25 protein-coding genes, 1 tRNA gene and 1 pseudogene are annotated in these 24,276 nt (G+C 59.3%); 18 read left to right on the plus strand and 9 right to left on the minus strand.

What is annotated here, in order from left to right:
* The first annotated feature begins 243 nt into the window (after window positions 1-243).
* From AC1DK3_RS20150 to AC1DK3_RS20170, 5 genes and pseudogenes are all read left to right on the plus strand, one after another.
* Complete coding sequence (locus AC1DK3_RS20150; protein ID WP_477194028.1) at window positions 244-753, plus strand: hypothetical protein; 510 nt, start codon at window positions 244-246, stop codon at window positions 751-753.
* Between the two features lie 477 nt (window positions 754-1,230).
* Window positions 1,231-1,419, plus strand: a complete 189-nt coding sequence (locus AC1DK3_RS20155) for an excisionase family DNA-binding protein (RefSeq protein ID WP_477194207.1) — start codon at window positions 1,231-1,233, stop codon at window positions 1,417-1,419.
* A gap of 50 nt (window positions 1,420-1,469) precedes the next feature.
* Window positions 1,470-3,107, plus strand: a complete 1,638-nt coding sequence (locus AC1DK3_RS20160) for a virulence-associated E family protein (protein WP_477194029.1) — start codon at window positions 1,470-1,472, stop codon at window positions 3,105-3,107.
* A 151-nt stretch (window positions 3,108-3,258) separates the two neighbouring features.
* Window positions 3,259-3,501, plus strand: a complete 243-nt coding sequence (locus AC1DK3_RS20165; protein WP_477194030.1) for a helix-turn-helix transcriptional regulator — start codon at window positions 3,259-3,261, stop codon at window positions 3,499-3,501.
* Between the two features lie 445 nt (window positions 3,502-3,946).
* Window positions 3,947-4,477 (plus strand): annotated as a pseudogene (locus AC1DK3_RS20170) (tyrosine-type recombinase/integrase); the annotation flags it as partial.
* A gap of 143 nt (window positions 4,478-4,620) precedes the next feature.
* Here AC1DK3_RS20170 and AC1DK3_RS20175 read toward each other — a convergent pair.
* The 3 genes from AC1DK3_RS20175 to AC1DK3_RS20185 form a co-directional block, all read right to left on the minus strand.
* Window positions 4,621-4,697 (minus strand) — tRNA-Pro (locus tag AC1DK3_RS20175).
* A gap of 74 nt (window positions 4,698-4,771) precedes the next feature.
* The gene (locus AC1DK3_RS20180) at window positions 4,772-5,293 is read right to left on the minus strand and encodes a DUF192 domain-containing protein (protein WP_477194031.1); all 522 of its coding nucleotides are present in this window, start codon (window positions 5,291-5,293) and stop codon (window positions 4,772-4,774) included.
* A 22-nt stretch (window positions 5,294-5,315) separates the two neighbouring features.
* Window positions 5,316-5,915, minus strand: a complete 600-nt coding sequence (locus tag AC1DK3_RS20185; protein ID WP_477194032.1) for a cold-shock protein — start codon at window positions 5,913-5,915, stop codon at window positions 5,316-5,318.
* Between the two features lie 585 nt (window positions 5,916-6,500).
* Between AC1DK3_RS20185 and gloA the strand changes: the two genes are divergently transcribed.
* Complete coding sequence (gene gloA / locus AC1DK3_RS20190) at window positions 6,501-6,941, plus strand: lactoylglutathione lyase (RefSeq protein WP_477194033.1); 441 nt, start codon at window positions 6,501-6,503, stop codon at window positions 6,939-6,941.
* Entirely contained in the window at window positions 6,935-8,173 is a 1,239-nt protein-coding gene (locus AC1DK3_RS20195; RefSeq protein ID WP_477194034.1) for a TIGR03862 family flavoprotein, read from the plus strand. The genes gloA and AC1DK3_RS20195 overlap by 7 nt, the downstream gene beginning before the upstream one ends.
* Before the next feature lie 45 nt (window positions 8,174-8,218).
* Here the strand turns inward: AC1DK3_RS20195 and AC1DK3_RS20200 are convergent, their stop codons facing one another.
* Both AC1DK3_RS20200 and AC1DK3_RS20205 read right to left on the minus strand, forming a co-directional pair.
* Window positions 8,219-8,464, minus strand: a complete 246-nt coding sequence (locus AC1DK3_RS20200; protein ID WP_477194035.1) for an ATP-grasp fold amidoligase family protein — start codon at window positions 8,462-8,464, stop codon at window positions 8,219-8,221.
* Window positions 8,410-9,114 carry an ATP-grasp fold amidoligase family protein gene (locus tag AC1DK3_RS20205; RefSeq protein WP_477194036.1) on the minus strand — a complete coding sequence of 235 codons (705 nt, stop codon included), beginning with the start codon at window positions 9,112-9,114 and terminating at the stop codon, window positions 8,410-8,412. The genes AC1DK3_RS20200 and AC1DK3_RS20205 overlap by 55 nt, the downstream gene beginning before the upstream one ends.
* Before the next feature lie 392 nt (window positions 9,115-9,506).
* Between AC1DK3_RS20205 and AC1DK3_RS20210 the strand changes: the two genes are divergently transcribed.
* From AC1DK3_RS20210 to AC1DK3_RS20230, 5 genes are all read left to right on the plus strand, one after another.
* Window positions 9,507-10,211, plus strand: coding sequence for a sulfotransferase family 2 domain-containing protein (locus AC1DK3_RS20210; protein WP_477194037.1), 705 nt, complete (start codon window positions 9,507-9,509; stop codon window positions 10,209-10,211).
* A 420-nt stretch (window positions 10,212-10,631) separates the two neighbouring features.
* On the plus strand, window positions 10,632-11,441 hold the full coding sequence (locus AC1DK3_RS20215; RefSeq protein WP_477194038.1) for a phosphoadenylyl-sulfate reductase: 810 nt from the start codon (window positions 10,632-10,634) through the stop codon (window positions 11,439-11,441).
* Complete coding sequence (cysD, locus tag AC1DK3_RS20220; RefSeq protein ID WP_477194039.1) at window positions 11,438-12,343, plus strand: sulfate adenylyltransferase subunit CysD; 906 nt, start codon at window positions 11,438-11,440, stop codon at window positions 12,341-12,343. The genes AC1DK3_RS20215 and cysD overlap by 4 nt, the downstream gene beginning before the upstream one ends.
* Window positions 12,343-13,878: a GTP-binding protein gene (locus tag AC1DK3_RS20225; protein ID WP_477194040.1), complete on the plus strand. Its 1,536-nt coding sequence runs from the start codon at window positions 12,343-12,345 to the stop codon at window positions 13,876-13,878. The genes cysD and AC1DK3_RS20225 overlap by 1 nt, the downstream gene beginning before the upstream one ends.
* 179 nt (window positions 13,879-14,057) lie before the next feature.
* Window positions 14,058-14,858 (plus strand): sulfite exporter TauE/SafE family protein, encoded by an 801-nt coding sequence (locus AC1DK3_RS20230; RefSeq protein WP_477194041.1) that lies wholly within the window; start codon window positions 14,058-14,060, stop codon window positions 14,856-14,858.
* 130 nt (window positions 14,859-14,988) lie between these two features.
* Here the strand turns inward: AC1DK3_RS20230 and AC1DK3_RS20235 are convergent, their stop codons facing one another.
* Both AC1DK3_RS20235 and AC1DK3_RS20240 read right to left on the minus strand, forming a co-directional pair.
* The gene (locus AC1DK3_RS20235; RefSeq protein ID WP_477194042.1) at window positions 14,989-16,719 is read right to left on the minus strand and encodes an NADPH-dependent assimilatory sulfite reductase hemoprotein subunit; all 1,731 of its coding nucleotides are present in this window, start codon (window positions 16,717-16,719) and stop codon (window positions 14,989-14,991) included.
* Between the two features lie 59 nt (window positions 16,720-16,778).
* A complete protein-coding gene (locus AC1DK3_RS20240; protein ID WP_477194043.1) occupies window positions 16,779-18,563 on the minus strand; it encodes a diflavin oxidoreductase in 1,785 nt (594 codons plus the stop codon).
* A gap of 571 nt (window positions 18,564-19,134) precedes the next feature.
* Here AC1DK3_RS20240 and pqqA point away from each other — a divergent pair.
* The 6 genes from pqqA (at window position 19,135) to AC1DK3_RS20270 (ending at window position 23,139) form a co-directional block, all read left to right on the plus strand.
* On the plus strand, window positions 19,135-19,224 hold the full coding sequence (gene pqqA, locus AC1DK3_RS20245) for a pyrroloquinoline quinone precursor peptide PqqA (RefSeq protein ID WP_041921595.1): 90 nt from the start codon (window positions 19,135-19,137) through the stop codon (window positions 19,222-19,224).
* Between the two features lie 144 nt (window positions 19,225-19,368).
* Complete coding sequence (gene pqqB, locus AC1DK3_RS20250; protein ID WP_477194044.1) at window positions 19,369-20,301, plus strand: pyrroloquinoline quinone biosynthesis protein PqqB; 933 nt, start codon at window positions 19,369-19,371, stop codon at window positions 20,299-20,301.
* Window positions 20,298-21,080 (plus strand): pyrroloquinoline-quinone synthase PqqC, encoded by a 783-nt coding sequence (gene pqqC, locus AC1DK3_RS20255; RefSeq protein WP_477194045.1) that lies wholly within the window; start codon window positions 20,298-20,300, stop codon window positions 21,078-21,080. Before pqqB ends, pqqC begins: the two co-directional genes overlap by 4 nt.
* On the plus strand, window positions 21,077-21,379 hold the full coding sequence (pqqD, locus tag AC1DK3_RS20260) for a pyrroloquinoline quinone biosynthesis peptide chaperone PqqD (protein ID WP_477194046.1): 303 nt from the start codon (window positions 21,077-21,079) through the stop codon (window positions 21,377-21,379). Before pqqC ends, pqqD begins: the two co-directional genes overlap by 4 nt.
* A gap of 29 nt (window positions 21,380-21,408) precedes the next feature.
* Window positions 21,409-22,569: a pyrroloquinoline quinone biosynthesis protein PqqE gene (gene pqqE, locus AC1DK3_RS20265; protein WP_477194047.1), complete on the plus strand. Its 1,161-nt coding sequence runs from the start codon at window positions 21,409-21,411 to the stop codon at window positions 22,567-22,569.
* A 213-nt stretch (window positions 22,570-22,782) separates the two neighbouring features.
* The gene (locus AC1DK3_RS20270) at window positions 22,783-23,139 is read left to right on the plus strand and encodes a c-type cytochrome (protein WP_477194048.1); all 357 of its coding nucleotides are present in this window, start codon (window positions 22,783-22,785) and stop codon (window positions 23,137-23,139) included.
* A 100-nt stretch (window positions 23,140-23,239) separates the two neighbouring features.
* Here AC1DK3_RS20270 and folK read toward each other — a convergent pair whose 3' ends face one another.
* Together folK and AC1DK3_RS20280 are read right to left on the minus strand one after the other, a co-directional pair.
* Window positions 23,240-23,767: a 2-amino-4-hydroxy-6-hydroxymethyldihydropteridine diphosphokinase gene (gene folK / locus AC1DK3_RS20275; RefSeq protein ID WP_477194049.1), complete on the minus strand. Its 528-nt coding sequence runs from the start codon at window positions 23,765-23,767 to the stop codon at window positions 23,240-23,242.
* 23 nt (window positions 23,768-23,790) lie between these two features.
* Window positions 23,791-24,168: a 4a-hydroxytetrahydrobiopterin dehydratase gene (locus AC1DK3_RS20280; RefSeq protein ID WP_291163718.1), complete on the minus strand. Its 378-nt coding sequence runs from the start codon at window positions 24,166-24,168 to the stop codon at window positions 23,791-23,793.
* Window positions 24,169-24,276 lie beyond the last annotated feature (108 nt).

The raw sequence follows: 24,276 nt of genomic DNA on the forward strand, positions 1-24,276 counted from the left end.
TCCGATATGAGCGAGCAAGTATGGAAGCTGAAGTTTTAAGAATTTATCGAGACACCGCTAGATTTATCTCAGCCCTAGCACCCGAGCATCGCCGTTTTGGGTACAAGATTTTGAACGGACCGCCCATTCCCCCCCCAACGAAATTCAAGTTCTTATCATTGGATATCAGCCCGGCGGCGGAGCCCCGGCGGGTTGAAGAACAGGGGAAGCGATCTCATGAGAGGTGGCCCCCGAAATGCGAATATGCGGTTGAAAATTGGAAGCTCGCTGTTCAGCTCAAAAATAATCTTCGACGAAAACTTTCTGCATCAATGCGTGGGCACCAACGCGCACTTCGTACGATGGCCGCACACAACTGGTGTGAAATCAGTACGAGCACACCCAGCGGGGCGCGAAGATGTACCAGGTTATTTGCACGCGCACGGTGTACCTCCAAAGGTTCGGGCGTCCATTCGCGAACACTCGACGGCGCGTGTGGCTGGCCTTGTCGGGTTATTGAAGCCAAAGGCCATAATCACAATTGGCAAACGCGCGATGGAAGAATTTGATCACGCGGAGCTGCGACCCTACACAACTCGGCCAACGCCCGATGGTAAGCAAAAGTCGCTGACGTGGGTTGGGAAGATTTGTGGACGAAATTCCTTAGCCGTAACCCATCTTTCCACATGGATCAGAAAAGACGATTTCCGGCTGATCGCTGATGCTATGCGCCAATGGACGAATTTTGCGTTCAAATCCGATTCCGCATCTTGATTGAAAGCCTTATGAGTCGTGCTGCGTGCTTCACCGTGCCGTCGCCGCAAGGAGCGACACAATTGCAGACGTTGCTCAGAACCCAGCAAAGTCTAGGTACCGGAGACCCCACGATTAAGTTCGGCGGCACCTTAGATTTTTCCGTGGAATTCGCGGACCAGGGAACTTTATATTTCGTTGCTGGGCTTGCTCGCCTTTACCGCTCTATATTTCACAAAAAATCGACGGCGACGCGCGACGGGCCATGGTGTTCACTTATCGCGGCCGTGTTGTCGAAGCGCCACTACCGGCAGATCAACAACGAACGCGCCTATGAATATGGCGTGAGGTCAAGAAACGCGGAATGTAATGAGACAAGGGGGGAAATCACACTTCATTTTTTCACGCGTTCCAACCTGACTTCTAGCAAGCCATTCCGCAATGTCCGTCTCAATAAGACGAGGACCGACGATGCGAGACGTGCGCGAGAAACTAGCGATGTCCATCGGTGAGGCATCGATGCGAGCCAGCCTCGGCAGAGACCACCTTTATTGCGCAATTCGCGAAGGTCGACTGGAAGCAAAAAAAGTTGGGCGGCGCACGTTGATTACACTTGAGTCGCTGGAACGCTATCTCCGCGAATTGCCGCCATTGCGTCTCGCGACCTCGGCTCCCCCGTCAGACTAACCCTCAGATCAGCATTCGTATAGCCACAGGGACGAATGGCGGGGTCACACATGCTCAAATCCGCAAACTGGTTTGCAGAATTGTCTTCCGACCGGCGGCTTCCGAACTGCCTTGAAGCCGAACGCGCGCTTTTGGGAGCCTTATTCGCTGATAACGCGGTACTGGCGCGATTGCCCCCCGGCTTCGATTGTCTGGCATTTTTCGATCCAATTCACGCTGAGATATTTTCTCAGATCGTTGAGTTGGTCGCTCGTGGCGAGACGGCGGATTTCGTAACCGTAGGAACCCATTTCGCCTCCGCGGAGCCACTCGATTGCGGAACGACGATTCCAAAATACATCGAATGGGTTGCTTTGAACGTCGTGACAATTATTTTTGCGCCTAACTACGCTAATGTGGTGCTCGATTGCGCGCGTGAACGGCTCGCCGAAAGTCAGGATACGAGTTGGCAAGCTGCGCTTATTCGGACCGCGCATGGCGCCATCAAACCGATTCTTGCAAATGTGGTGACGGCATTGCGTTCTGCGCCCGCATGGCGGTACGTGCTCGGTTACGATGAACTCGCGATGAACACGATATTTTTGTCTCGCCCCCCTTTTGAGCCTCCCGGCGGCGGCAAATTTGAACGCCGCGCCTGCACCGAGGCCGACGACGTACTAATCACGGATTGGATGCAGCATCGGGGTATCTCCTGCGGCGTTGAGACGGTCCAAAAGGCAATCGAAACCGTCGCGCAAGGTGCCAAGTTTCATCCGATCCGCGAGTACCTTGTTGGTCTCCGTTGGGATAATAAACCCCGCATCGACAGCTTCGCTGCAACGTATCTTGGTGCCGCCAGCAACGACTATACGACGGCGGTTAGCCGGTGCGTTCTGATATCGGCAGTGGCGCGCATTATGACGCCCGGCTGCAAGGCCGATCTCATGTTGGTGCTTGAGGGAAGCCAAGGAACCGGAAAGTCGTCTGCATTAGCGGCGCTCGGCGGCACCTGGCATACCGATGAGCTGGCGGATTTTGGATCGAAAGATGCAGCCATGCAGAGCCGCGGCGCATGGATCATCGAGATTTCGGAACTCGATGCCATGTCGCGCTCCGAAGCTTCCCGGATCAAAGCCTTCGTGAGCCGCAGCACTGACCGCTTCCGGCCGCCATATGGCCGTCGTGTGATTCAGGCTCCGAGGCAATGCATATTTATCGGAACGACAAATGCCGAAACCTACTTAAAAGACGAAACCGGTGCGCGCCGCTTTCTTCCGATAAAGACTGGCAAGATTGACGTCGCGGCCATTAGGGGTGATCGCGACCAGATTTGGGCGGAGGCTTTGTCCCGTTTCAAGAGGGGCGAACAATGGTGGCTTACCGCTAATGAAACACCGGCCGCTGCGGCCGAACAGGCCTCACGCTATGTCGAAGACCCGTGGCAGTCGGCGATCGGAATATTTGTGGAAGATCGGGATGAGGTCCGTATTTCCGAAATACTAAACAATGCGCTGCATCTTGCAATTCCGCAGCAAGGTCAAATCGAGCAGAACAGAGTCGCACGCTGCCTCCGTCAACTCGGCTGGCGGCGACGCCAAATACGCGGCGCGAAGAGGTATTGGGCCTACGTCCCCGTCATGCGCGACGGAGGCCTAGACGCTGAATTGGACAAGCATGTTGTCACTCCTGAGAAGGCGGTGACGACATGAAGACTGGTGACAAGCAAAATCTGGCATTCATTGGTGAAGCACCAGTGTCACCGGTGTCATCACTCATCCCTCATCATTTTGGCGGGAGCTGCAATAGCCACACGCCAGGCATGTATTGCGTGAGCGGTAGTGACACTGGTGACGGTGCTCCATGACCGTAGCCAAATCGAAAGTTCTTCGACCCTACGCGCCCGATTACGTCGATGCAGCGACACTTGCCTACAGGCTGTCGGTATCTGAATCGACGATCGAAAAATTGGTCCGGACAGCGAAGCTGCCGAAGGCTCGGAACGTTTTCGGTCTCCCCCGCTGGAAATGGGCGGACGTCGAGACCCTTATCGATCGGCCTGATTCTGTGGACACGGACGAGTTCTTGGAGCGCCTAGATGCATGAATCAGTGCAAACCGTTGCCATGGCGCGCCCCCGGAAGCCGCTCCTCACATTGCCGCCACACGTCCATCGGGTCGTGTCGAGGGGGCGTGAATACTTCACATTTCAGAAGGCGCGCGGCACGAAGAGCGCTGGCCCGCGAATAAAACTACCCCATCCCGCAGACCCAGGTTTTTTCCCCGCGTACTACGCTATCGCCAACGAAGTACCGCCCTCGGCCGCGCCCGGAACCTTCCACGCTCTGATCGCAGCTTGGCAGGTGAGCCCCGAGTGGCGCGCGCTGGCGCCCAAGACTTCGGTTGAATGGACGCGATACCTCGGTCGAATTGCGTCCACGTGGGGCGATCTGAAGGTGGCAGCGCTTGAGCCCAAGCACGTACTGGCTCTTCGCGATAGGTACGCCGACACACCTGCGGCTGCCAACAATTTGCTGCGCTGCCTTTCCTCGATGCTCGCTTGGTCAGTCCCGCGAGGATGGCGAACAGACAATCCCTGCCGGGAGGTAAAGCCGCTCAAGGGTGGAGCGCCATACGAACCGTGGTCCTGGGAAGCGATCGACTTACTCCGCGCGAAGGCGCCGCTTGAGATTTGGTGGGTGAGCGCACTTGCTCTCTTCACGGGCCAGCGCCAAGGTGATGTGCTCGTGATGAAGTGGTCCGACGTGGGGGATGGAGTTGTATCGGTCACGCAAGAGAAGACAGGCGTTCGGGTGTGGATTCCAATACACCGTGCGCTTGCCCAAATTCTCGCTGAGATACCCCGGCGGTCGATCTACATCGCGACCAACTCGCATGGCGCGCCGTGGACCCAGGATGGCTTCAGGACGTCATGGGGACGAGTTCTTGACCGGATGGCGCTTCCGGCGCGGCTGGTCTTCCACGGTCTCCGGAAAAGCGCGGTGGTGATGCTTCTGGAGGCTGGATGCACAACGGCCGAGGTCGCCTCGATCACGGGCCAGAGCTTTGAGATGGTCGAACACTATGCCCGCGAGGTTAGCCAGAGGAAGCTCGCGGTGGCCGCGATCGCGAAGTGGGAGAACGCCGAGCGAACCGAATTTGTACAACGAGACAGCTCGTCTTGTACAACGCCTCAGGTCATCGATCAGCAAGTCTCTGAAAATATTGGTCGGGGCGACATGATTCGAACACGCGACCCTCTGCTCCCAAAGCAGATGCTCTACCAGGCTGAGCTACGCCCCGACACGGCTCTCATCTGCCGCTTTCGCCCGCTAAGGTCAAGTCACGGCTAACGAAAGTAGTGCGGCATCCCGCTTTCATGGCCCGGCCGCACCGGAAAAGATCGGGTAACGCACTTTGTCGCCGGCTTTAATGCCGAGCCGCGACGCTGTACCTCCCGGAATTTCAAGAACGGCGAGGACCGTGGCGCCGGACGAGATCACGCGATCCGACAGCGGCTCGGCCCCCTCCTCGATCCGCGCAATCATACCGTCCGCGCGAATGAAAAGCATATCGAGCGGGATGTACGTGTTGCGCATCCACATCTGCAAACCACGCTCGGCCGGATAAGGGAAAAGCATGCCCTCGCCGTCCCCGAGCGACGTGCGGAACATGAGCCCCAGCGACTTCTCCTGTTCCGTCGACGCGACCTCGATCGTGAACGGATGCTCGGCCCCGCCTTGAGCGGAAACGATCGTCAGCTTGTCCTGGCGCATCTTGGCGTATGCGGCCGGAACGAGATCGATCAACCGGTTGAGCAGTGGGAAACTCGCCGCGAACACGGGCAGAAAAATAAAAAGGGCCACGCAAATCGCGGCCCCCTTCGTCGAACTCGACATGACTGTCGCCATTTGTCCCGCGTCAGTTACGGGACGGCAGCCCCGTCGGCACACCGTCCGGCCTGAGTTCCGCAGCCATGCAGCCCTTCGATCCATAGCCCCAGCGGACTTGGACGATCTGGCCCGGCCGTAGCTCAGTGAAGCCGAAGCGGCGCAACGTTTCCATGTGGCAGAAGATATCGGGCGTGCCTTCGCCGCGGGTCAGGAACCCGAAACCGCGTACCCGATTGAACCATTTCACGTAAGCCCGGCACCAATCGCTTTCCGGCTGCACGATGACGTGGGTGCGTTGCGGAAGCTGCGACGGATGGATAGCCGAACTTTCGTCCATGCTGAGAATGCGAAATGCCTGCATGCCTTTTGGCCTGCGCAGAACTTCGCAGTGAAGGCGCGCGCCTTCGTAAGCGGTTTGAAATCCACCGGCACGGAGGCAGGTGACATGCAGAAGTATGTCCGGCAGACCATTGTCAGGAACAATGAAGCCGTAGCCTTTCGAAGCATCGAACCATTTGATTGTTCCGGCGACCTCGAAAACTTCGGCCGCCGCGTCGTCGAGCGCTTCGGGGCCAATCGGACCCGGTTCAAAATATTCTGAAAGCCCGGGATGTTTATTATCCCCCATACTTGCTTACCCCGCGTGTACTGTGCGTCAAACGATAACGAGCATTCCGCGGTTGTCGTCCTCGCGTCCGTTCTGGAAGAGCCCTCTTCAGAAGCGAACGCTGAAACGCAACTGCGCAATGTCGTAAACCATAACACTGGCTCTGCCCGGAACTAGGGGCAATATTTTGGCCACTCCCCCTTGACCGCGAGTTGTGGTGCCTCAATCCACATCGTTTGTCACACATTAAGCCAATGAAAACGTGCAAAAAAACGTTGTCGCGATTCATCCCCAGTTTCGATTGCGTGCGGAGTTTGGTGCAGAATTCCTCCACATGCGTGCATAAGTTTTGCACTGCGAATCAGCGCGACGTGATTCGCTCATCTCGTCTTGATTCCCATGAGCTTCCGAGATGCCGTCGCGCATGAAGAAGCGAAAGTCTTCAATGCTCATCCACAGTTACGCAAAAACGCGGGATAAGGCGACTCGGTGCCGCGAGACGTTTAGAGCCGCACTGTGGCACAGCTGCAGCGCCTGCATTCTGGCGCGCCAACTTTGCCGCTGACGACTTGCAGCAACATCAGACTTTCGAAGGAAAGGGGACCGATGCGCTACTTGCACACGATGGTTCGCATCAAAGAGATCGCGCCGAGCCTGAAGTTCTACTGCGACGCTCTCGGACTGAAAGAAATCCGTCGCATGGAGAGTGAAAAGGGCCGCTTCACGTTGATCTTCCTCGCGGCGCCGGAGGACGAAGCCCGCGCCGTGAGCGAAAAGGCGCCGATGCTCGAGCTCACCTATAATTGGGACCCCGAAGACTACGATGCGGGCCGCCACTTCGGCCATATCGCGTTTCAGGTGGACGACATCTACGCGACCTGCGAGCGGCTCCAGGCGGCCGGCGTCACGATCAACAGACCGCCGCGCGACGGGCACATGGCGTTCGTCCGCTCGCCCGACCTCGTCTCGATTGAGCTTTTACAGAAGGGCGCAGCCTTGCCCCCGACTGAACCTTGGGTCTCCATGCCGAATGCGGGGACATGGTGAGCGCCGCCGCTGTCACAGCCCGTGACGTTGCTGTCATCGGTGCAGGACCCGCCGGTCTCTATCCCGCTGAGATCATCGCGAATGCCGGACATCGCGTCACCGTTTACGAGCGCATGCCCTCGCCCGCCCGCAAGTTCCTCCTCGCCGGGCGCGGTGGCCTGAACCTCACGCACAGCGAACCGCTCGAACATTTCCTGACGCGGTACGGGACCGAGCCAGAAAACGTCCGCGCCATGGTCGAAAGCTTTCCGCCTGCGACCCTCATCGAATGGGCGAACGGGCTCGGCGCTGACACATTCATTGGTTCGAGCGGCCGCGTCTTCCCGCGCGCGATGAAAGCCTCTCCTCTTTTGCGCGCATGGCTGCGCCGTCTCGGCGAGCTCGGCGTCGTGATCAAAACGAGGCACCGCTGGATCGGCTTCACGCCCGAGCGCGGTCTCCTTTTTGAAACGCCTGAAGGAACCGTCACGGCGACGCCTGATGCAACGCTCTTCGCGCTCGGAGGTGGAAGCTGGCCGAAGCTCGGCTCGGACGCGCTCTGGGCCGGGACGTTCAGCGCGGCCGGCATTCCGGTAACGCCGCTTGCTCCCGCCAACTGCGGCGTGCGCATAGCGTGGTCCGAGATCTTCAAATCACGCTTCGAAGGCGCCGCGTTGAAGCGCATCGCGCTCACATGTGCGGGTGCCACGATGCGGGGCGAAGCCATCGTAACGGGCGACGGCCTCGAAGGCGGAGCGATTTACGCACTCATACCACAAATACGTTCGGCGCTTCGCACTGAGGAAAGCGTAACGCTCTCGATCGACCTGAAGCCTGATGTCGACCAGTCCGTTTTGGCCGAACGGCTCGCCAAACCGCGCGGCAAGGAAACGCTGACGAACTTTCTGCGGAAGGCGACGCATCTCGATCCGGCCGCGCTCGCCCTCCTTCGCGAAGCGGGCGCAAGCCTTCCCGATGGAGGCGACGCTCTGGCGGCCCGCATCAAGTCGGTTCCGCTCTCGGTCGTCGGCGTTGCCGGCATAGAGCGCGCCATCTCCACCGCCGGCGGCATCGGCTGGGCCGCACTCGATCAGGACCTGATGATCAAGTCGCGCCCGGGCGTCTTCGCAGCAGGCGAGATGCTCGACTGGGAAGCACCGACCGGGGGCTATCTGCTGCAGGCGACATTCGCAACCGCGACACGGGCGGCAAACGGATTGGTGGCTTGGCTCGCACGGGACGGCACCCGATAGAACGATCTCCCGCCTGAAAAGGGAACCATCTGCCGCTCTGGCGGGCTAAGCCACTAGACCTTTTTCAACGCCGAAAATGTGCCTTGATATGTCGATTTCGGCCTCCGGAGGGATAAATGATTGCCCCCCACCCGCATGACTATGCGTAATCTCCCCGACAAAAAACTCATTTTCATCGGTGTAAATATCTAATCGCACGAAAGAGAAGTAACCCGCTATCGCATTTGCGACTGTTATTATCTCATCGAGATTTTTCGGCCTCTCGGCCACCTCTGCAAGTGGGTAGCCCATGGAGCAATTACAGTCTTGCCATTCGGCCGTATAAAGCCTTCTTCTCCGAGAGGTCTTCGCAATTTGTCGCCGTATTGCCTAATGATAATTTTGACTTCGCCATTACAGCAAAACAGGCTCAATTCGTAAAACTCGCGCCCATCAAAAACTGGCGACTCGACGATGATCTTCGGCCGCAAGTCCCTGTAATTGCCCTCGCGCTTCTTTTCATAGTAGCTGTGATTGAGCCACTCACTCAAAACATCATAGTTTATCGGCTCGCCATTTTGCCTGAATATATTGCGTCCGGAAGAGTGCGTCGCTTTGATAAAGCACCGCTCTGGAAAACGAAATGCCGCCAGATCAGCGTGAGATCTTATAACTCCTATGGTAGGGACGTTGTAAGAAGGACCAACGACACCGCTGATGAATATCTTCGCCAGCTCTTTGTCCGTTGTAAAAGTCCTGACCGGATCGAGCAGTTCCGATCCCGATTTAATTCGGTACAAGACATCGCTGAAAACCAATCTTCTGGCCGGATATCTTCGGTGGTGCTTGATAAATTTAGCTAAAGCGTCAATTCGATCCTTAAGCCGACAGCTCGGAATCGACCATACGGCAATTATTAAAAGGCAATACGGTATTGTCAGCTTGAGAAAATGGAATACCATTTTATGCCCCACCACAGGCCAAAACCGGCGACCGGAATTTGGCGATTTATGTCGGCAAACTGACCTTCGGTCCAGAGCCTAACGGCGCAGTGTCCCCAAAGAAACACGTCACGGTGCAGAAAATCCGCTATCCGATTTTCCCACCTACAGAGATGATTTTCAGAACTGGTTTTTGTGCGTCGCCGAATTATACGAGGTCATACCCCCCCAGCCTCGTTGTCCGCAACGAACTTTCTTGGTTTCCGGATGCATTGATCCGCCGAGCGCGATCGACCATCGTACCGAAGGTCGGCCCAAGCACGAAGTGCCTGGCAATCTTGCCATTCTCGGGTCAAGACTTTAACCGATCCCGACACACGCAGGGCATCCGGGAAACACACGGGATATCTTCAATGATCGTTTCACACGCTCGACGCTTCATTTTCGTCAAGACCAGCAAGACTGCCGGCACAAGTGTCGAGATTTCCCTTTCTGAGCTTTGTGGAACCGACGACATAATCGCGCCGGCGAGAGAATCCAAGGATCAAAAATACTCGTCCTACCGGGCCCGCAATCTTGCGATTCCCCTTCATCGCGCTGCGTATGTCTCACTGCCGATACCGCCGCTCACCCCCGTCGCCAAACACTTTCGGTTTCGCAAGGCTTTCTACGAACACATGCCCGCCGTCCGAGTGCGCCGCGCGCTGCCCAAGTCGGTCTGGGACAACTACTTCAAGTTCACCATCGTTCGCAATCCATACGACCGGGCACTGAGCCAATACTTCTGGAACAATCGAAAGACCGGAGCCCACACCAAGGAAACGATCAACGAGTATATCTTGGAGACGTCGAGTCCTTCCGTGCTGACCAACTGGTTCATGTACGCATCGCGCGGCAAAGTGCTGGTGGACCATTTCATCCGCTACGAGGAGCTGGAGAGCGGCTTTCAAACAACATTGTCTCGATTGGGCATCGACGAACCACTCGCACTACCAAACGCCAAGGGCGGAGTGCGTCCGAATGAAATCCATTATCGAGAAGTCATCAGCCCTGCGGCCCGTCAGCATATTGAAAGAAATGCCCGCGCCGAACTGGACCTCTTTGACTATGCGTGGTGATTGAAAAACGAAAACGATCGCCCGTGGCCCCGGACCGGGCGCTCTCCCATGAATCGAACGACACCCGTTCGGTCGGGCGTGCCGGCTTGGGAGGGGTCTACCGCCTCTGAGACGCGGTAGGCGCGGCCCACGGAGGCGACGTCACGAAGCTCACATCCTCTCTTCCCCGAAGGCTGCTCCGCTCTGGCTGCGCGCGCCCCCAGCCGGCAACACGCCCCTCTTCCGGCCCCGGATCCCGCCCGGAATAGCCCCCCGGCACGGTCTGTCGCAGGGCTTAACGCATCCGGGTTCTACGGACCTTGACGGCGACAAAAACGTCTTCCAGCCTTACATGCTGGAATAATATCCTATTCTTATTTGCAAAAATGGCTTCTCAGGGGAATGATTTACCCCTATGTATCGCAGCACTGGAGGCCTTCCATGACGCTGTTCGAAGCACCCCCATCCGCTCCTGGCGGATCGGCGGGCAATGATCATTCCGCGCCACAACACGCGGTTGCAGCTGACCTTGACGCGAAACTCGCGAGCTTGACGACGCTCGAGGAGCGCCTCGCCGCCATCCGTGCGGCCATCGACGGTACGATCGCATTCTCGACCAGTCTCGGCATCGAGGATCAGGCGATCACGCACGCCGTGGCGACAACGGCGACGGACATAGACATTTTCACCCTCGATACCGGCCGGCACTTCCCCGAAACGCTCGATACGCTGTTCGAAACCGAGGGCAAGTACGGCATCAAGATCCGCGTGATGTTTCCGGACTCCGCCGAAGTCGAAGAGCTCGTGTCGAACGACGGCATTTACGGCTTTCGCTATTCCGTCGAAGCGCGGAAGGCCTGCTGCGAAATACGCAAGGTCCGCCCGCTCAATCGCGCGCTCGAAGGTGCGGCCGCCTGGCTGACCGGCCTCCGCCGCGAGCAATCGCAAGGCCGCTCGCACGTGCACTTCGCGAGCTACGACCCGGGCGCCAAACTCATCAAGCTGAACCCCATCGCCGATTGGACGCTGGCTCAGCTCGAAGACTACGTGGCGGGGAACAAAATTCCCGTCAACGCACTCCATGCCCAAGGCTTCCCGTCGATCGGCTGTCAGCCGTGCACGCGCGCCATCAAGCCGGGCGAAGACATTCGCGCCGGTCGCTGGTGGTGGGAAAACGAGAACGGCAAGGAATGCGGACTTCACACGCAGTCCGAAGACCCCGGCTTTGAACCAAAGGACCGCGCCGCATGACGGCATCGCCTTCACATCTTGATCTACTCGAATCCGAGAGCATCCACATCTTCCGCGAGGCGGCGGCGCAGTTCCGCAAGCCCGTGCTGATGTATTCGATCGGCAAGGATTCGACCGTCCTTCTGCACCTCGCGCGCAAGGCGTTCTTCCCGCAAGCCGTGCCCTTCCCGCTTCTTCACGTCGATACGACGTGGAAGTTCCGGGATATGATCGCATTCCGCGATCGCACGGCCCGTCAGCTCGGACTGAATCTGATCGTCCACACCAACGAGGAAGGCATCAAGCGCGGGATCAATCCGATCGATCACGCGCCCTCGATCCACACCGACGTGCTGAAGACGCAAGCTTTGAAGCAGGCACTCGACAAGTATGGCTTCGATGCTGCATTCGGCGGCGCCCGCCGCGACGAAGAAGCAAGCCGTGCCAAAGAGCGCGTCTTCTCGTTTCGAGCGTCGGGCCACCGCTGGGACCCGCGCAAACAACGCCCCGAGATGTGGCACCTGTTGAACGGCCGTCTCGGAACCGGCGAGACCGTTCGCGTCTTCCCGATGTCGAATTGGACCGAAAAGGACGTCTGGCGCTACATCCTCCGCGAGAAGCTCGAGGTCGTGCCGCTCTATTACGCCGCCGAGAGACCGACGATCGTCCGCAACGGACAAATCCTGATGCAGGACGACCAGCGTCTCCAGCCGCGCGACGGTGAAAAAGTCGAGATGCGAAAGATCCGCTTCCGCACCCTGGGCGATTATCCTCTCACCGCCGCCGTCGAGTCTGACGCTGATACGATCGAAGCCGTCGTTGCGGAAACGATCAACGCGCAGACTTCGGAACGCCAGGGCCGCTTGATCGATCACGATCAGGTCGGCGCAATGGAAAAGAAGAAGCAGGAAGGCTATTTCTGATGTCGGTGCACGCACTGCATAAAACGGAAGCCACGCAGAAGGCTGCGCCCCATCTCGAAGTCGTGCCCAATCTCGTGCACGAGCTTGGCGGCATCACGCATCTTCTGACCTGCGGCTCCGTCGACGATGGCAAATCGACCTTGATCGGGCGGCTGCTCTGGGATGCGTCCGATCTCTACGAGGATCAGCGCGAGAACGTTCGCCGCTCGGGCCGCAAGGCCGCGGGCACCGATCTTCCCGACTTCTCGATGCTGCTGGACGGCCTTGTCGCCGAGCGCGAGCAAGGCATAACGATCGACATCGCCTGGAAGTATTTCGATACCGAAACGCGCCGTTTCGTCATCATCGATTCCCCCGGCCACGAGCAGTACACGCGCAACATGGCGTCCGGCGCGTCCCACGCTGACGTCGCCATCGTGCTCGTCGACGCGCGCTCGGGCGTGAAAAAGCAAACGAAGCGCCACACCGCGATCCTCGATCTCGTCGGCGTCAAGCACGTCGTGCTCGCCGTCAATAAGATGGACCTCGTCGGCTGGTCGGAAGACGTGTTCCGCAAAATCGAGGCCGACTTCCGCACGTTGTGCTGGAAATTCAATTTCTGGGACGCGACCGCGATTCCGCTGTCCGCCGTCTTCGGCGACAACGTATCGGCGGGCTCCGGCAACATGCCCTGGTACACGGGCCCGACGTTGATCCAGCACCTGGAAAAAACGCCGAGCCGTGTCAGCGAAGCCGGTTCCGTCTTCCGCTTTCCCGTGCAGACCGTGCTGCGCGACGGCCAGGATTTCCGCGGCCTCGCCGGCACCGTCACGTCAGGCTCGGTGAAAGTCGGCGACGTCGTCGTCGATGCCCTGAGCAACGCCAGCGGCAAGGTCATCCGCATCGCGACTATGAACGGCGACCTTCAGAGTGCCTCCGCCGGTCAGGCCGTCGCCCTTCAACTCGACGTCGATATTGACGTGTCGCGCGGCGCCGTGCTGTCGGCGCCCGAGATGCGTCCCGTTCCGGCACAAACGATCGAAGCCCGCTTTGTGTGGTTATCGGAAGATGCATTCAGTCCGACGGCCGGCTATCTCTTGCGGACGTCGACCGACCTCATCCCGGTCTCCAACATCGAGATCAAAGCCCTCCTCGATCTCGAAACGATGGCGTCGCGTCCGGCACGCAGCTGCAGTGCGAACGACATCGCGATCGCGAAAATTTCACTCGGCCGAGCCGCCTCCGTCGACGTCTTCACGGAGACGCCGGAAACCGGCACGCTCTTGCTTGTTGATTCCGTCACCGGCGCAACGATCGCCGGCGGCATCGCGACATCCGTCAACGCCAAGGCGGAACAACCGGCCGAGGGTCGTTTCGTATTGAAGCGCGATATGCTCGCAAACGGCCTCAATCGCGACCTGTCGATGAGTTCGAGCGATCGCGAGGAGTTCATGCGCCGCGCCAACGAGGTTGCGATCATTCTGCGCTCGGCTGGCGTCTCCGTGGCGATCGAACCGCCGCCTCCAGTCGATGATGGGATGGACCCGGGATTGTAGGCTTCAACGCTCACCTAAAGTCGACGGAACATCGCGCACGGCGGCCGGCTCACGGAACGCGAGTGCCGTGCGCAAACAAGCGTGCGCGATGGAACCTCCGTTATCACAACCATAAATCCGCAATTGCAGATCCGGGTGATCTCGCGTAGGTCAGTCCGTCAACCCCGCAACGGAATCCCATGCCCGAATTCGATTTGCACACCCTGTGGCCAATGGTGATTACGGGCGGCTTCGTCGTTGGCTTCCTCGTCGGGATGACGGGCGTCGGCGCGGGCTCGCTGATGACTCCGTTCTTGATTACGAACATCGGTGTGCCGCCCGCCCTGGCTGTCGGCACGGACTTGCTGTTTGCCTCGATCACCAAGGCGTCGGCCACCTGGCCCCATCATAATTTCGGAAACGTCAATTGGCGCCTTGTCGGCTGGCTCGCGTTGGGCAGCGTCCCCGGCTCCGTCGCGATGCTTATCGTTCTGCACCTTCTCAATCCCGACACCGCGGCGCTTGCTCATTTCATCAAGCAGGCGCTCGTCGCGGCACTTGTGCTGAGTTCGATCGCGATCCTGATCTATCCGTTCGTCGTTCGCGGCCATGCGCACGCGGGCGAACCGGCAGAGATCAAAGTCCGCCGCTTGCCGACGCTGCTGCTCGGCTTGACGCTAGGCTCGATCGTAACGCTGACGTCGGTTGGCGCAGGCGCCATCGGCGTCGTCGTCTTGACGCTGCTCTATCCAATGCTCCGCACGCGCCGCCTGATCGGCACCGACATCGTGCACGCTGTACCGCTGACGCTCGTATCGGGCCTCGGCCATATGTCGATCGGGAACACGAGTTTCGCGTTGTTGGGATTGCTGCTCGTCGGCTCGATCCCAGGCATCGCAATCGGATCGCGCCTGACCGGGGTTCTACCCGATCAGCTGCTGCGCATCTTCCTGGCGGTGATCCTCTGCTTCGCCGCCTACCAGCTCGCGCTGAAGACTTAGTTGGCCGAAAAAAGCACAGAAAGTCATCCCCGCGCAGACGGGGAACCGTCCAGGCTCTGTTCTTCGCTATGGTCAGGCTTGGATGGATCCCGGCCTTCGCCGGGATGACGAAAGAAACGGTCCAGGGCTCCTAAACCAGCTTCACATCGGCGTGGAACTGATTGCCCGTGTTCGTGATCGCAACGGCGCCATGCCGGATCGCGAAGTCACCGAAGTGCTCCCCCTTCTCGCGCTCTTTTGAATAGGCGATGAAGAGCGGTTCGAGCAGCGAAACGATGCGCTGCTTGTCGACATCCTGCGCGTAAAGCTTCGAGAGCCGCGAACCGTTGAACGCCGCGCCGAGGTAGAGGTTGTAAAGCCCCGGATTGCGGCCGACGAGGCCGATCTCGGCAAGATACGGCCGCGCGCAACCATTCGGGCAACCCGTCATGCGGATGACGATGTCGTCATCGTTGAGACCGGCTTTGTCGAGGCTTTCTTCGAGTGCGGTGACGAGATCAGGAAGGAACCGTTCCGCTTCCGCCAATGCCAAACCGCACGTCGGCAGCGCAACGCACGACATCGCATTGCGCCGAAGCCCCGACGAAACGTCGAGCGAAACGCCATGCGATTTGAAGATCGCTTCGATCTTGGCTTTCGCTTTCGCCGTGACGTTCGAGAGAATGACGTTCTGGTTCGCGGTGCAGACGAAATCGCAGATGCCGAGTTCGGCTATCTCGCGCAGCGCCGTCCGCAACGCATAGCCGGGGCGATCCTTGATGCGGCCGTTCTCGACGAAGAGCGTCAGATGCCACGCCTTCTCCGTACCCTTCTTCGCATCGAACGTTTGCCGCCAACCGATCTTGTCGCCCGTGCCGGTGAACTTGAAAGGCTTCGGCTTCTCGAGCTTGAACCCGAGACGCTTTTCGACTTCATCGCGGAAATTATCGAGCCCGCGATCTTCGATCGTATATTTCAGCCGCGCCCGTGCGCGGTTCTCGCGATTGCCCCAGTCACGCTGAACGGTGACGACCTTTTCAGCAAGGTCGATCGCCTGATCGGGTTTGCAGAAGCCAAGAAGATCAGCCGCGCGTGGGAAGGTGTTGAGGTCGCCGTGGGTCATGCCCATGCCGCCGCCGACGGTCACGTTCCAGCCGACGAGCTCACCCTTCTCGACGATGGCGATATAGCCGAGGTCGTGCGCATAAATATCGACGTCGTTATCGGGCGGCACCGCCACCACGACCTTGAATTTGCGCGGCAGGTACTGAACGCCGTAGATCGGCTCCTCGTCCTTCTTCGCGGGCCGCGACGCGTCCTCGACCTTCTCACCGTCGAGCCAGATCTCGTGATAGGCACCCGTTCTGGGAAGCAAGTGCTCGCTGATCGCCTTGCCGAGATCGTAGGCTTGCCGGTGTGCCTTCGACAGATGCGGATTGGCAGCCGTCATCACGTTGCGATTGACGTCGCCGCAAGCAGCCAGCGTATCGAGGCAGATGTCGTTGAACGACTGCATCGTGCGCTTGAGGTTCGACTTGATGACGCCGTGGAACTGGAATGTCTCGCGCGTCGTCAGCCGCATCGTGCCGTTCGCATAAGTACTCGCGATGGTATCGAGACCGATCCATTGCTTCGCCGTCACGACCCCGCCCGGAATGCGCAGGCGAATCATAAAGGAGTAAGCCTTCTCGAGCTTCTTCTTCCCACGCTCGCCGCGAACGTCGCGATCGTCCTGAATGTAGGAGCCGTGGAACTTGATCAGCTGCTGATCGTCTTCCGCGATGGCACCTGTTTCGACTTTGAGCAGCCCCTCAGCCAGCGTACCGCGCAGCTGATGACTGTGCTCTTTGATGATCTCGTTCTTCGAACGCTTGTCGGTCATTTCGTATTCCCCGGCTCCCTTCGGCCTCGGCGGCTGCGAAAGGATTTCGTGCAATTGAATTAGTAGATGTCGCGTTGATAGCGGCCGGCCTTCGTCAGCTCCTTGAGCTTCGCGCGGCCCGCCTCTTCATCGCCCTTGAGCGGCTCGGCAAGAACCTTGACGAGCATCGCATCGACGTCCTTCGCCATGCCCTTCTCGTCGCCGCAGACGTAAACGTGCGCGCCTTCCTGCAGCCACGCATTGATGTCGGCACGCTTTTCCCAGATGCGATGCTGGACATAGATCTTTTCCGGCTGATCGCGCGAGAATGCAACATCGATACGCGTCAGATCGCCGGACGCCAGATAGTCCTGCCACTCGAGCTGATACAGGAAATCATTGGTGAAGTTCCGCTCGCCGAAAAAGAGCCAGCTCTTACCCTTGGCGCCGTCGGCGATGCGCTCTTCGACGAAGGCGCGATAGGGCGCAACGCCCGTTCCCGCGCCGATCATGATAATCGGTGTATGCCCGTCGGCCGGCAGACGGAAATGCCGGTTCGGCTTGACGTAGATGCGGCCCGTCTGGCCGATCTTGCGGCGCTCGCCGAGGAACGTCGAAGCGACGCCCTTGCGCTCGCGGCCATGCGATTGCCAGCGAACCGCGCCGACGAGAAGATGCGCTTCACCCGGATGCGCTTTGAGGCTCGACGCGACCGAGTAGAGCCGTCCCGGCAACGGCCGCAAAAGACTTGTCAGCTGTTCTGGGGTGAGCTTCTCCGGGTACGCCAGGAAAAGGTCGATGAGCTGCCGGTCGGACGCAAACTTCGGATAAGCCTCGCCCTCGAGCAGCGCCTTGACGTCGGCACGGCCGGTCAGCTTCGCGTAGTTTTCGACAGCCGCTCGCGACAGCGTCGTCACGTCGAATGACTTTTGCACCTTGAGCAGCAGCGCGGCATCCGAGCCGAGCCCGACCGTTTGCAGAAGATCGTCGACGAGAGCCGGATCGTTCTCCGGCAGCAGGCCGATCGCGTCTCCCGGCTGATAGGTGAAAGCCGGATCCTCGAACGCAAATTCCGTGTGCCACGTCTCGCGCGTCGAGCCGCTGCCGTTCAAATTGACGAGCGCCGAGATCTCGGCTTCGAGAGGCTGCTCCGCGGTGAATTTCGGTTCGTCATCGTCGGCCAGCGGGAAGGCGCCGCCGAAATCGACATGCACAACCGTTCCTCCGGCCGCCTGCGTATCTTCCGGCGCCAGTTTAGCTAGCGCACCTTCCGTCCACTCGGCAGCCTTCTTGGCATAGTCGAGATCGAGATCGACGCGATCGAACGTTCGCACACCGCCCAATTCTTCGAGGCGTTGATCGATGGCCTTTCCCGTCGCGCAGAACTGCGTGTAGGCCGTATCGCCCAGCGCCAGAACCGCGAACCGCACGCCGTCGATGCGCGGCGCCGCATCGCTCATCAGCGCTTGATAGAAATCGACAGCCCGGGCGGGCGGATCGCCCTCGCCCCAGGTCGCGGCGTACACGACGATATTCTTCGCCTTGGCAAGCAGCGCCATGTCGGCGTCGGCCATATCGAAGACCTTGGCATCGAGACCGTGCTTCTGGGCGGCTTTCTTTGCCTTCGTTGCGAGGGCTTCGGAGTTACCGCTTTCGCTCGCATAGAGAATAGTGAGCGGCGCGCGCGGCTTGGATGCCGGCACCACCTGAGCCATGCCACCGCTCTGCGCGGCCTCGAAACCGGCAAAAAAGCCGGCCAGCCACGAACGCTGCTGCGGAGTTGTCCGCGCAACCACTTTATTCAACAGTTCGATGTCTTCCGGCAGAAAAGGCGCGTTGCGCGGAAGCAGTGGGGTCGCGGTCACTAAATGCTCTCCTCGTCAGGGTATTAGCCCGGCGTTCAGGGCGCGGGCGTAGCGCGCCTCCGAGCTCCGGAAAAGCCCAAACATGCCGGCCGGCCGCGTAAGCCGCCCATGCATTCTAAAAGACAATCCTTAACACCCGACCGAGAAAGCCGAACGTCACGCCGCCAAGCCCGGTTCCATACGATATTGTAGGACAATTTTCTACGCTCCTGCGGCATTTCACCCGAAGATAAGAATAATTTTCTAATATCCCAGACCCAACCGGCAAAAAATCGGAGTCGTGGATCGTCCGCCGAAATGGACCCACATCCGGCGAGCCGGAGGTCCAAATTCCACACCGGGTCTCACCCCAAGCGCCGGGCCAATTGGTTCACACGCAGACGTGAAGCGCATTGATTTGAAAAGAAGACCCGGAGCATGATCTACATCAGTGGACAGCGGCAACCAGCCTTGACTTTGGTCAGCTGATCCGCAGATTGGAGCGGCACGACAAAAGTGCCTGCACCGATCTGGTGGGCCCTCGGCGGGGTCTGCAAAGACGTAAGCAGTTTACCGCTTTGGAGGAAACACTATGAAGATTTGGACCAAACCCGCAGTGCGCGAGCAGGAAGTTGGCCTCGAGGTCACGAGCTACCTGCCGGCCGAGATCGACCTCATCTAACCGATGAAGTCTTCGGTCTCGCAAGGTTTGTGAGACACCGGCGCGGCGGTCGATGTATCATCGGCCGCCGCGGCCGTTTCATCTCGAATAATTGAAAGCGCTGCCGGCTTCGGCGATCCGTCGGCGCAACAACATTCAGCTCACATGATCATCAAAGTACTCGGGTCCGCCGCTGGGGGCGGATTCCCGCAATGGAATTGCAATGGCTTTCACTCATCCAGTGTGAGGGCCGGCGTAGCGGGATATAAGGCAAGGCTGCAATCGTCTCTCGCCGTCAGTGCTGACGGCTCGAATTGGGTATTGCTCAACGCCTCGCCCGACATCCGCCAGCAGATCAACGAAACGCCAGAACTGCAGCCTGCAAAGGCTGGCGCGCTGCGCAATTCGCCGATCAAGGCCGTCGTTCTGACGAACGCCGACGTCGACCATATCACCGGCCTCTTGAGCCTCCGCGAAGGCCAGCCCTTCTCGATCTACGCCGCAGACCGCGTTCTAGCGACCCTGAACGCCAACAGCGTTTTCGAAGTGCTTGCCCGGGACAAGGTTTCCCGCAACACCTTCGAACTCGACCAGCCGACGCGCCTTGAAGGCGGCGGCGTCGACACCGGCCTCGTCGTCGAAGCCTTCGCCGTACCCGGCAAAGTCGCGCTCTTTCTTGAGAAAGGCGACGCCGGCAACAATTTCGGCAGCCGCGACGGCGACACCATTGGCCTCAAAGTCACCGATGCCAAAACCGGCAAATCGTTTTTCTATGTTCCAGGCGTCGCCGAGATCGACCCGCCGCTCGCAGACAAGATCCGCGGCGCCGATTTGATTTTCTTGGACGGCACACTCTTCACTGACGATGAAATGCTGACCCAGGGCCTGCTGAACAAGACGGGCAAGCGCATGGGCCATATCTCGGTCTCCGGGCCCGAAGGGTCGATTTCGGCATTGCGCCAGCTCAATGTGAAGCGCCGGATCTACGTGCACATCAACAATTCCAACCCAATCCTGGACGAGAACTCAGAAGCCCGTAAAGTTGTCGACGCCGCCGGATGGGAAGTCGGCTTCGACGGCATGGAGGTCCGCTTATGAACCCTGTCAGCCTCGAAAAGAAAAACGCCGAACGCCGTGAAAACGAGCCGCCGATGTCGCCCGCGGAATTCGAAGCCGCGATCCGCGCCGTCGGACCGGAGCGCTATCACGACCTGCACCCCTTTCATCACATGCTGCACGGGGGCAAACTCAATCGCGGCCAGGTCCAAGCCTGGGCCTTGAACCGCTTCTGCTACCAATCCGCGGTGCCGCGCAAAGATGCGGCCCTCATCAGCCGCGCCTACGATCGCGAGCTGCGCCGGGAATGGACGCATCGTATTCTCGACCATGACGGCCTTCCGCCGGACGAGCCGGGCGGCATCGAACGCTGGCTTATTTTGACGGACGGCCTCGGTCTCGATCGTGAATATGTGATCTCGCGCCGCGGTGCCCTGCCTGCCACCATTTTCGCCGTCGAGGCCTACGTCACATTCGTCCGTGAGCAGCCTTTGACGATCGCCGTCGCATCGTCGCTGACGGAACTCTTCGCGCCGAAGATCCACAAAGAGCGGATCTCGGGCATGCTCGAGAACTACGATTTCATCGACGACAAGGTGATGGCCTACTTCAAGCGCCGCCTGACGCAGGCGCCGCGCGACGCCGACTTCGCGCTGCAGTACATCCTGAAGAATGCCAAGACGCGCGACGAACAGGAAGCCTGCGTCGAGGCCGTGCGTTTCAAGTGTAACGTGCTGTGGGTGCAGCTCGATGCACTCCATCACGCCTACGTCGACGGACATATTCCGCCCGGCGCATTCCGGCCAGAGGCTGATCGATGAGCGGCGAAGCACATCGCACACGTGTGATCATCGCGCCGGCTTCAAAGCCAGCGATGCCACCCCACATTAAGTTAAGGCACGATGCGGGCCGCGGTCGCTGGCACGTGCTCGCGCCTGAACGCGTCTTCGAGCCCGATCCGATCGCTATCGAAATCTTGAAGCGTTGTGATGGCGTGAACTCGGTCGAGCAGATCGCGTCGGAGCTTGCAAAAGAGTACAACGCGCCACTGCAGGAAATCCTCGCAGACACCATATCCATGCTCCAGGAGCTTTCGGATAAGGGCGTAATCAGAGCTTAAGAACTCGGGACAAAACGGAGCTGACGTCAATGAACGAAGTAGCACCGATGGAGCAGTTCTCCGAGAAGCCCCTGGTTGAGGCTTGCGCCCGCGCGCCGGTTGGCCTCCTCGCTGAGCTGACGCACCGCTGCCCGCTCCAGTGCCCTTACTGCTCGAACCCGCTCGAGCTCGACCGGGTCAACAGCGAGCTGACAACCGCCGAGTGGCAGGACGTCATGCGCCAGGCCGCCGACCTCGGAATCCTGCAAATCCATCTGTCGGGCGGCGAACCGACCGTTCGCAAGGATCTTGAAGACATCGTCGAGGTTGCGGCGAAGGTAGGTCTCTACACCAACCTCATCACCGCCGGCGTGACGCTCACGCGCGACCGCCTGAAACGTCTCAAGGAACTTGGGCTCGACCACGTCCAGCTCTCCATTCAGGACGTCGACGAAGCGAACGCCGAAAAAATCTCCGCTTACAAAAACGGCCTCGCCAAGAAGCGCGAAGTCGGCAAGTGGGTGCGCGAATTCGAAATGCCGCTCACCATCAACGCCCCGATACATCGCCACAACATCGAGAACCTGCCGAACATCATCAATTTCGCCGTCGAGATGGGCGCTGGCCGTATCGAAGTGGCGAATATCCAGTACTACGCCTGGGCGTTGAAGAACCGCGCGAGCCTAATGCCGACGCGCGCGCAGGTTCTGAAGAGCGCTGAAATCGTCGAAGAAGCCAAAGAGCGCCTGAAGGGCATTATGGTCTTCGATTTCGTCGTACCGGACTACTACGCCAAGACGCCGAAGCCCTGCATGGGCGGCTGGGGCCGTGGCGTCATGAACGTGACCCCGCAGGGCCGCGTCCTCCCCTGCCATGCTGCAGAATCGGTACCGGGCCTCGAGTTCGACAACGTCAAAGACCGGCGACTGGCCGACATCTGGCTACACGGTCAGGCGTTCGAAAAATATCGCGGCACCAGCTGGATGAAGGAACCCTGCCGGGGCTGCCCACGCGCCGAAATCGATTTTGGCGGCTGCCGTTGCCAGGCGATGGCGTTTACCGGCGATCCGACAAATACCGATCCGGCCTGCAAGCTCTCGCCTCATCACTTGGCGTTCGTTGCCGCCGCCGAGGCCGAAAGTGGCGTCAGCGCTCCGCCCCCGTTCGTCTACCGCCGCATGAGCCCCGCCAAGGCGACCGCTGCGGAGTAGGGACTGGTCAGTACCTGCCAGCGAGCAATGTTCATTTAACCGAGCCTGAGCCCGCGCGCGCAGTGCAGCGAAATCGCCCGGGAATTTTTTTTGAGCCGGTGCGGCATTCTGTTCGGTCGCGGTTCAGAAAAAAAATGGCAACTTCCTGCCACTGAGCTATGAGTTGGAGCGTTTCTAAAAATGCCGCTCAGGCGAAACGGGAAGGAAAACGAAATGCGCAAGTGGGTTCTGGCGATTGCAATGATCGCAGCAGTACCGACCGCTGCCATGTCCGCCGATGCGGATGCCGGCAAGACGGTCTTCAATAAGTGCAAGGCCTGCCATCAGGTCGACAAGAACGGCGTCGGCCCGCACCTCGGCAGCGTTGTCGGCCGTGTGGCTGGAAGCCTGCCTGACTACAACTATTCGGATGCGCTGAAGAAGTCCGGCATCACCTGGGATGACGCTTCGCTCGACAAGTGGCTGCAGGGTCCCGCCAAGGACGTCCCCGGCACCAAGATGATCTTCGCCGGCGTCAAGGATGAAGGCGACCGCGCCAACCTCATCGCATATCTCAAGACGCTGAAGTAATCGGAACTCGTCGTCTGAGTTCCATTTAATAGCAAGCGCAGCGAAGATCAGTTTCTTCGCTGCGCTTTTCTTTTTCCCTCTGGACCGTGACCAAGGTTCGTCACGGTTGAACCGCTTCGACCTCGCTTGCGTCGAGCTTCTCCAGCATCGCATCGATCGACCGGCCGTTGAGCCTCAGCTCCGGCGCGACATCCTTGAGCGGCACTAGCACGAACGCGCGCTCGGCGATGAGCGGATGCGGAACGGTGAGGTCCGGGTCCGCGATGGTGAGGTCCTTGAACGTCAGGATATCGACGTCGATGATCCGCGGCCCCCATCGGACGATGCGTACGCGTCCCATATCGCTTTCGACCGTCTGGCAGCGCTTGAGCAGCTCATGCGGCGACAGGGTCGTTTGGATCGCAATGCACGCATTGATGAACCAATCCTGATCCGTCACGCCCCACGGAGCCGATCGATAAAGCTTCGATCGCGAGACAAGCCGGATTGATCCGTCGGCCGTGAGCCGGCGGATCGCTTCCTCGATATTTTCAATGCGATCGCCGAGGTTCGTACCGAGCGCCAAAATGGCGTCGGACGCGCCGGCAGACCCTCGCAGCTCCGCTTGCGCACGCTCGACGTTCGCCATTGAACTTGCCTCCGGCGCCACGTTCAATCGTACTTGATGTACGCAAACCGCATGTCGCCGTGGGGCGTGCCTTCGAGGCCCTTGCCCTCTTTGCCCGGCTGCCAGTGCACGACCTCTTCGATCTTTTTCGCGAGTTCGAGATCCTTCGAGGTGATGCCCTTGGCCGCATGGTTCATGAGACGAACCTCGACCCACGCATAGGAGAGCGTCATATCTGGGTGATGCCACGCCGCTTCGGCGAGATGGCCGACAGTATTGACGACCATGAGCGTGCCCTTCCAGCTCGCTGTCTTGTATGTGCGGCGTATCCAGCCGTTCTCGAGCTTCCAGGTCGGAAGGTTGGCGGCCAGCCAAGCATTAACATCGGCATCGGCCATCGGTTTTTCGCGTTCTGCACTCATCTTGCCCTCGACCTCCAATTATCGGACAACTCGCTTCTTTAAATCCTACCGCCGCCGCAACCGGTAAACAATCAAACGGATGCCTCCGGCGGCTATCAGAAAGGACCG

This window comes from Hyphomicrobium sp. 01T421 (assembly GCF_056398805.1).

Excerpts from the sequence above, each read along its gene's own strand:
- AC1DK3_RS20150 (WP_477194028.1), top strand. The coding sequence starts at position 244 with ATGCGGTTGAAAATTGGAAGCTCGCTGTTCAGCTCAAAAATAATCTTC.
- pqqA (WP_041921595.1), top strand. The coding sequence starts at position 19,135 with ATGAAGATTTGGACCAAACCCGCAGTGCGCGAGCAGGAAGTTGGCCTC.
- AC1DK3_RS20270 (WP_477194048.1), top strand. The coding sequence starts at position 22,783 with ATGCGCAAGTGGGTTCTGGCGATTGCAATGATCGCAGCAGTACCGACC.
- AC1DK3_RS20215 (WP_477194038.1), top strand. The coding sequence starts at position 10,632 with ATGACGCTGTTCGAAGCACCCCCATCCGCTCCTGGCGGATCGGCGGGC.
- AC1DK3_RS20235 (WP_477194042.1), bottom strand. The coding sequence starts at position 16,719 with ATGACCGACAAGCGTTCGAAGAACGAGATCATCAAAGAGCACAGTCAT.
- AC1DK3_RS20195 (WP_477194034.1), top strand. The coding sequence starts at position 6,935 with ATGGTGAGCGCCGCCGCTGTCACAGCCCGTGACGTTGCTGTCATCGGT.
- gloA (WP_477194033.1), top strand. The coding sequence starts at position 6,501 with ATGCGCTACTTGCACACGATGGTTCGCATCAAAGAGATCGCGCCGAGC.
- pqqE (WP_477194047.1), top strand. The coding sequence starts at position 21,409 with ATGAACGAAGTAGCACCGATGGAGCAGTTCTCCGAGAAGCCCCTGGTT.
- AC1DK3_RS20230 (WP_477194041.1), top strand. The coding sequence starts at position 14,058 with ATGCCCGAATTCGATTTGCACACCCTGTGGCCAATGGTGATTACGGGC.
- cysD (WP_477194039.1), top strand. The coding sequence starts at position 11,438 with ATGACGGCATCGCCTTCACATCTTGATCTACTCGAATCCGAGAGCATC.
- AC1DK3_RS20280 (WP_291163718.1), bottom strand. The coding sequence starts at position 24,168 with ATGAGTGCAGAACGCGAAAAACCGATGGCCGATGCCGATGTTAATGCT.
- AC1DK3_RS20200 (WP_477194035.1), bottom strand. The coding sequence starts at position 8,464 with ATGGGCTACCCACTTGCAGAGGTGGCCGAGAGGCCGAAAAATCTCGAT.
- pqqC (WP_477194045.1), top strand. The coding sequence starts at position 20,298 with ATGAACCCTGTCAGCCTCGAAAAGAAAAACGCCGAACGCCGTGAAAAC.
- AC1DK3_RS20185 (WP_477194032.1), bottom strand. The coding sequence starts at position 5,915 with ATGGGGGATAATAAACATCCCGGGCTTTCAGAATATTTTGAACCGGGT.
- pqqD (WP_477194046.1), top strand. The coding sequence starts at position 21,077 with ATGAGCGGCGAAGCACATCGCACACGTGTGATCATCGCGCCGGCTTCA.
- pqqB (WP_477194044.1), top strand. The coding sequence starts at position 19,369 with ATGATCATCAAAGTACTCGGGTCCGCCGCTGGGGGCGGATTCCCGCAA.
- AC1DK3_RS20180 (WP_477194031.1), bottom strand. The coding sequence starts at position 5,293 with ATGTCGAGTTCGACGAAGGGGGCCGCGATTTGCGTGGCCCTTTTTATT.
- AC1DK3_RS20210 (WP_477194037.1), top strand. The coding sequence starts at position 9,507 with ATGATCGTTTCACACGCTCGACGCTTCATTTTCGTCAAGACCAGCAAG.
- AC1DK3_RS20225 (WP_477194040.1), top strand. The coding sequence starts at position 12,343 with ATGTCGGTGCACGCACTGCATAAAACGGAAGCCACGCAGAAGGCTGCG.
- folK (WP_477194049.1), bottom strand. The coding sequence starts at position 23,767 with ATGGCGAACGTCGAGCGTGCGCAAGCGGAGCTGCGAGGGTCTGCCGGC.
- AC1DK3_RS20160 (WP_477194029.1), top strand. The coding sequence starts at position 1,470 with ATGCTCAAATCCGCAAACTGGTTTGCAGAATTGTCTTCCGACCGGCGG.
- AC1DK3_RS20205 (WP_477194036.1), bottom strand. The coding sequence starts at position 9,114 with ATGGTATTCCATTTTCTCAAGCTGACAATACCGTATTGCCTTTTAATA.
- AC1DK3_RS20155 (WP_477194207.1), top strand. The coding sequence starts at position 1,231 with ATGTCCATCGGTGAGGCATCGATGCGAGCCAGCCTCGGCAGAGACCAC.
- AC1DK3_RS20165 (WP_477194030.1), top strand. The coding sequence starts at position 3,259 with ATGACCGTAGCCAAATCGAAAGTTCTTCGACCCTACGCGCCCGATTAC.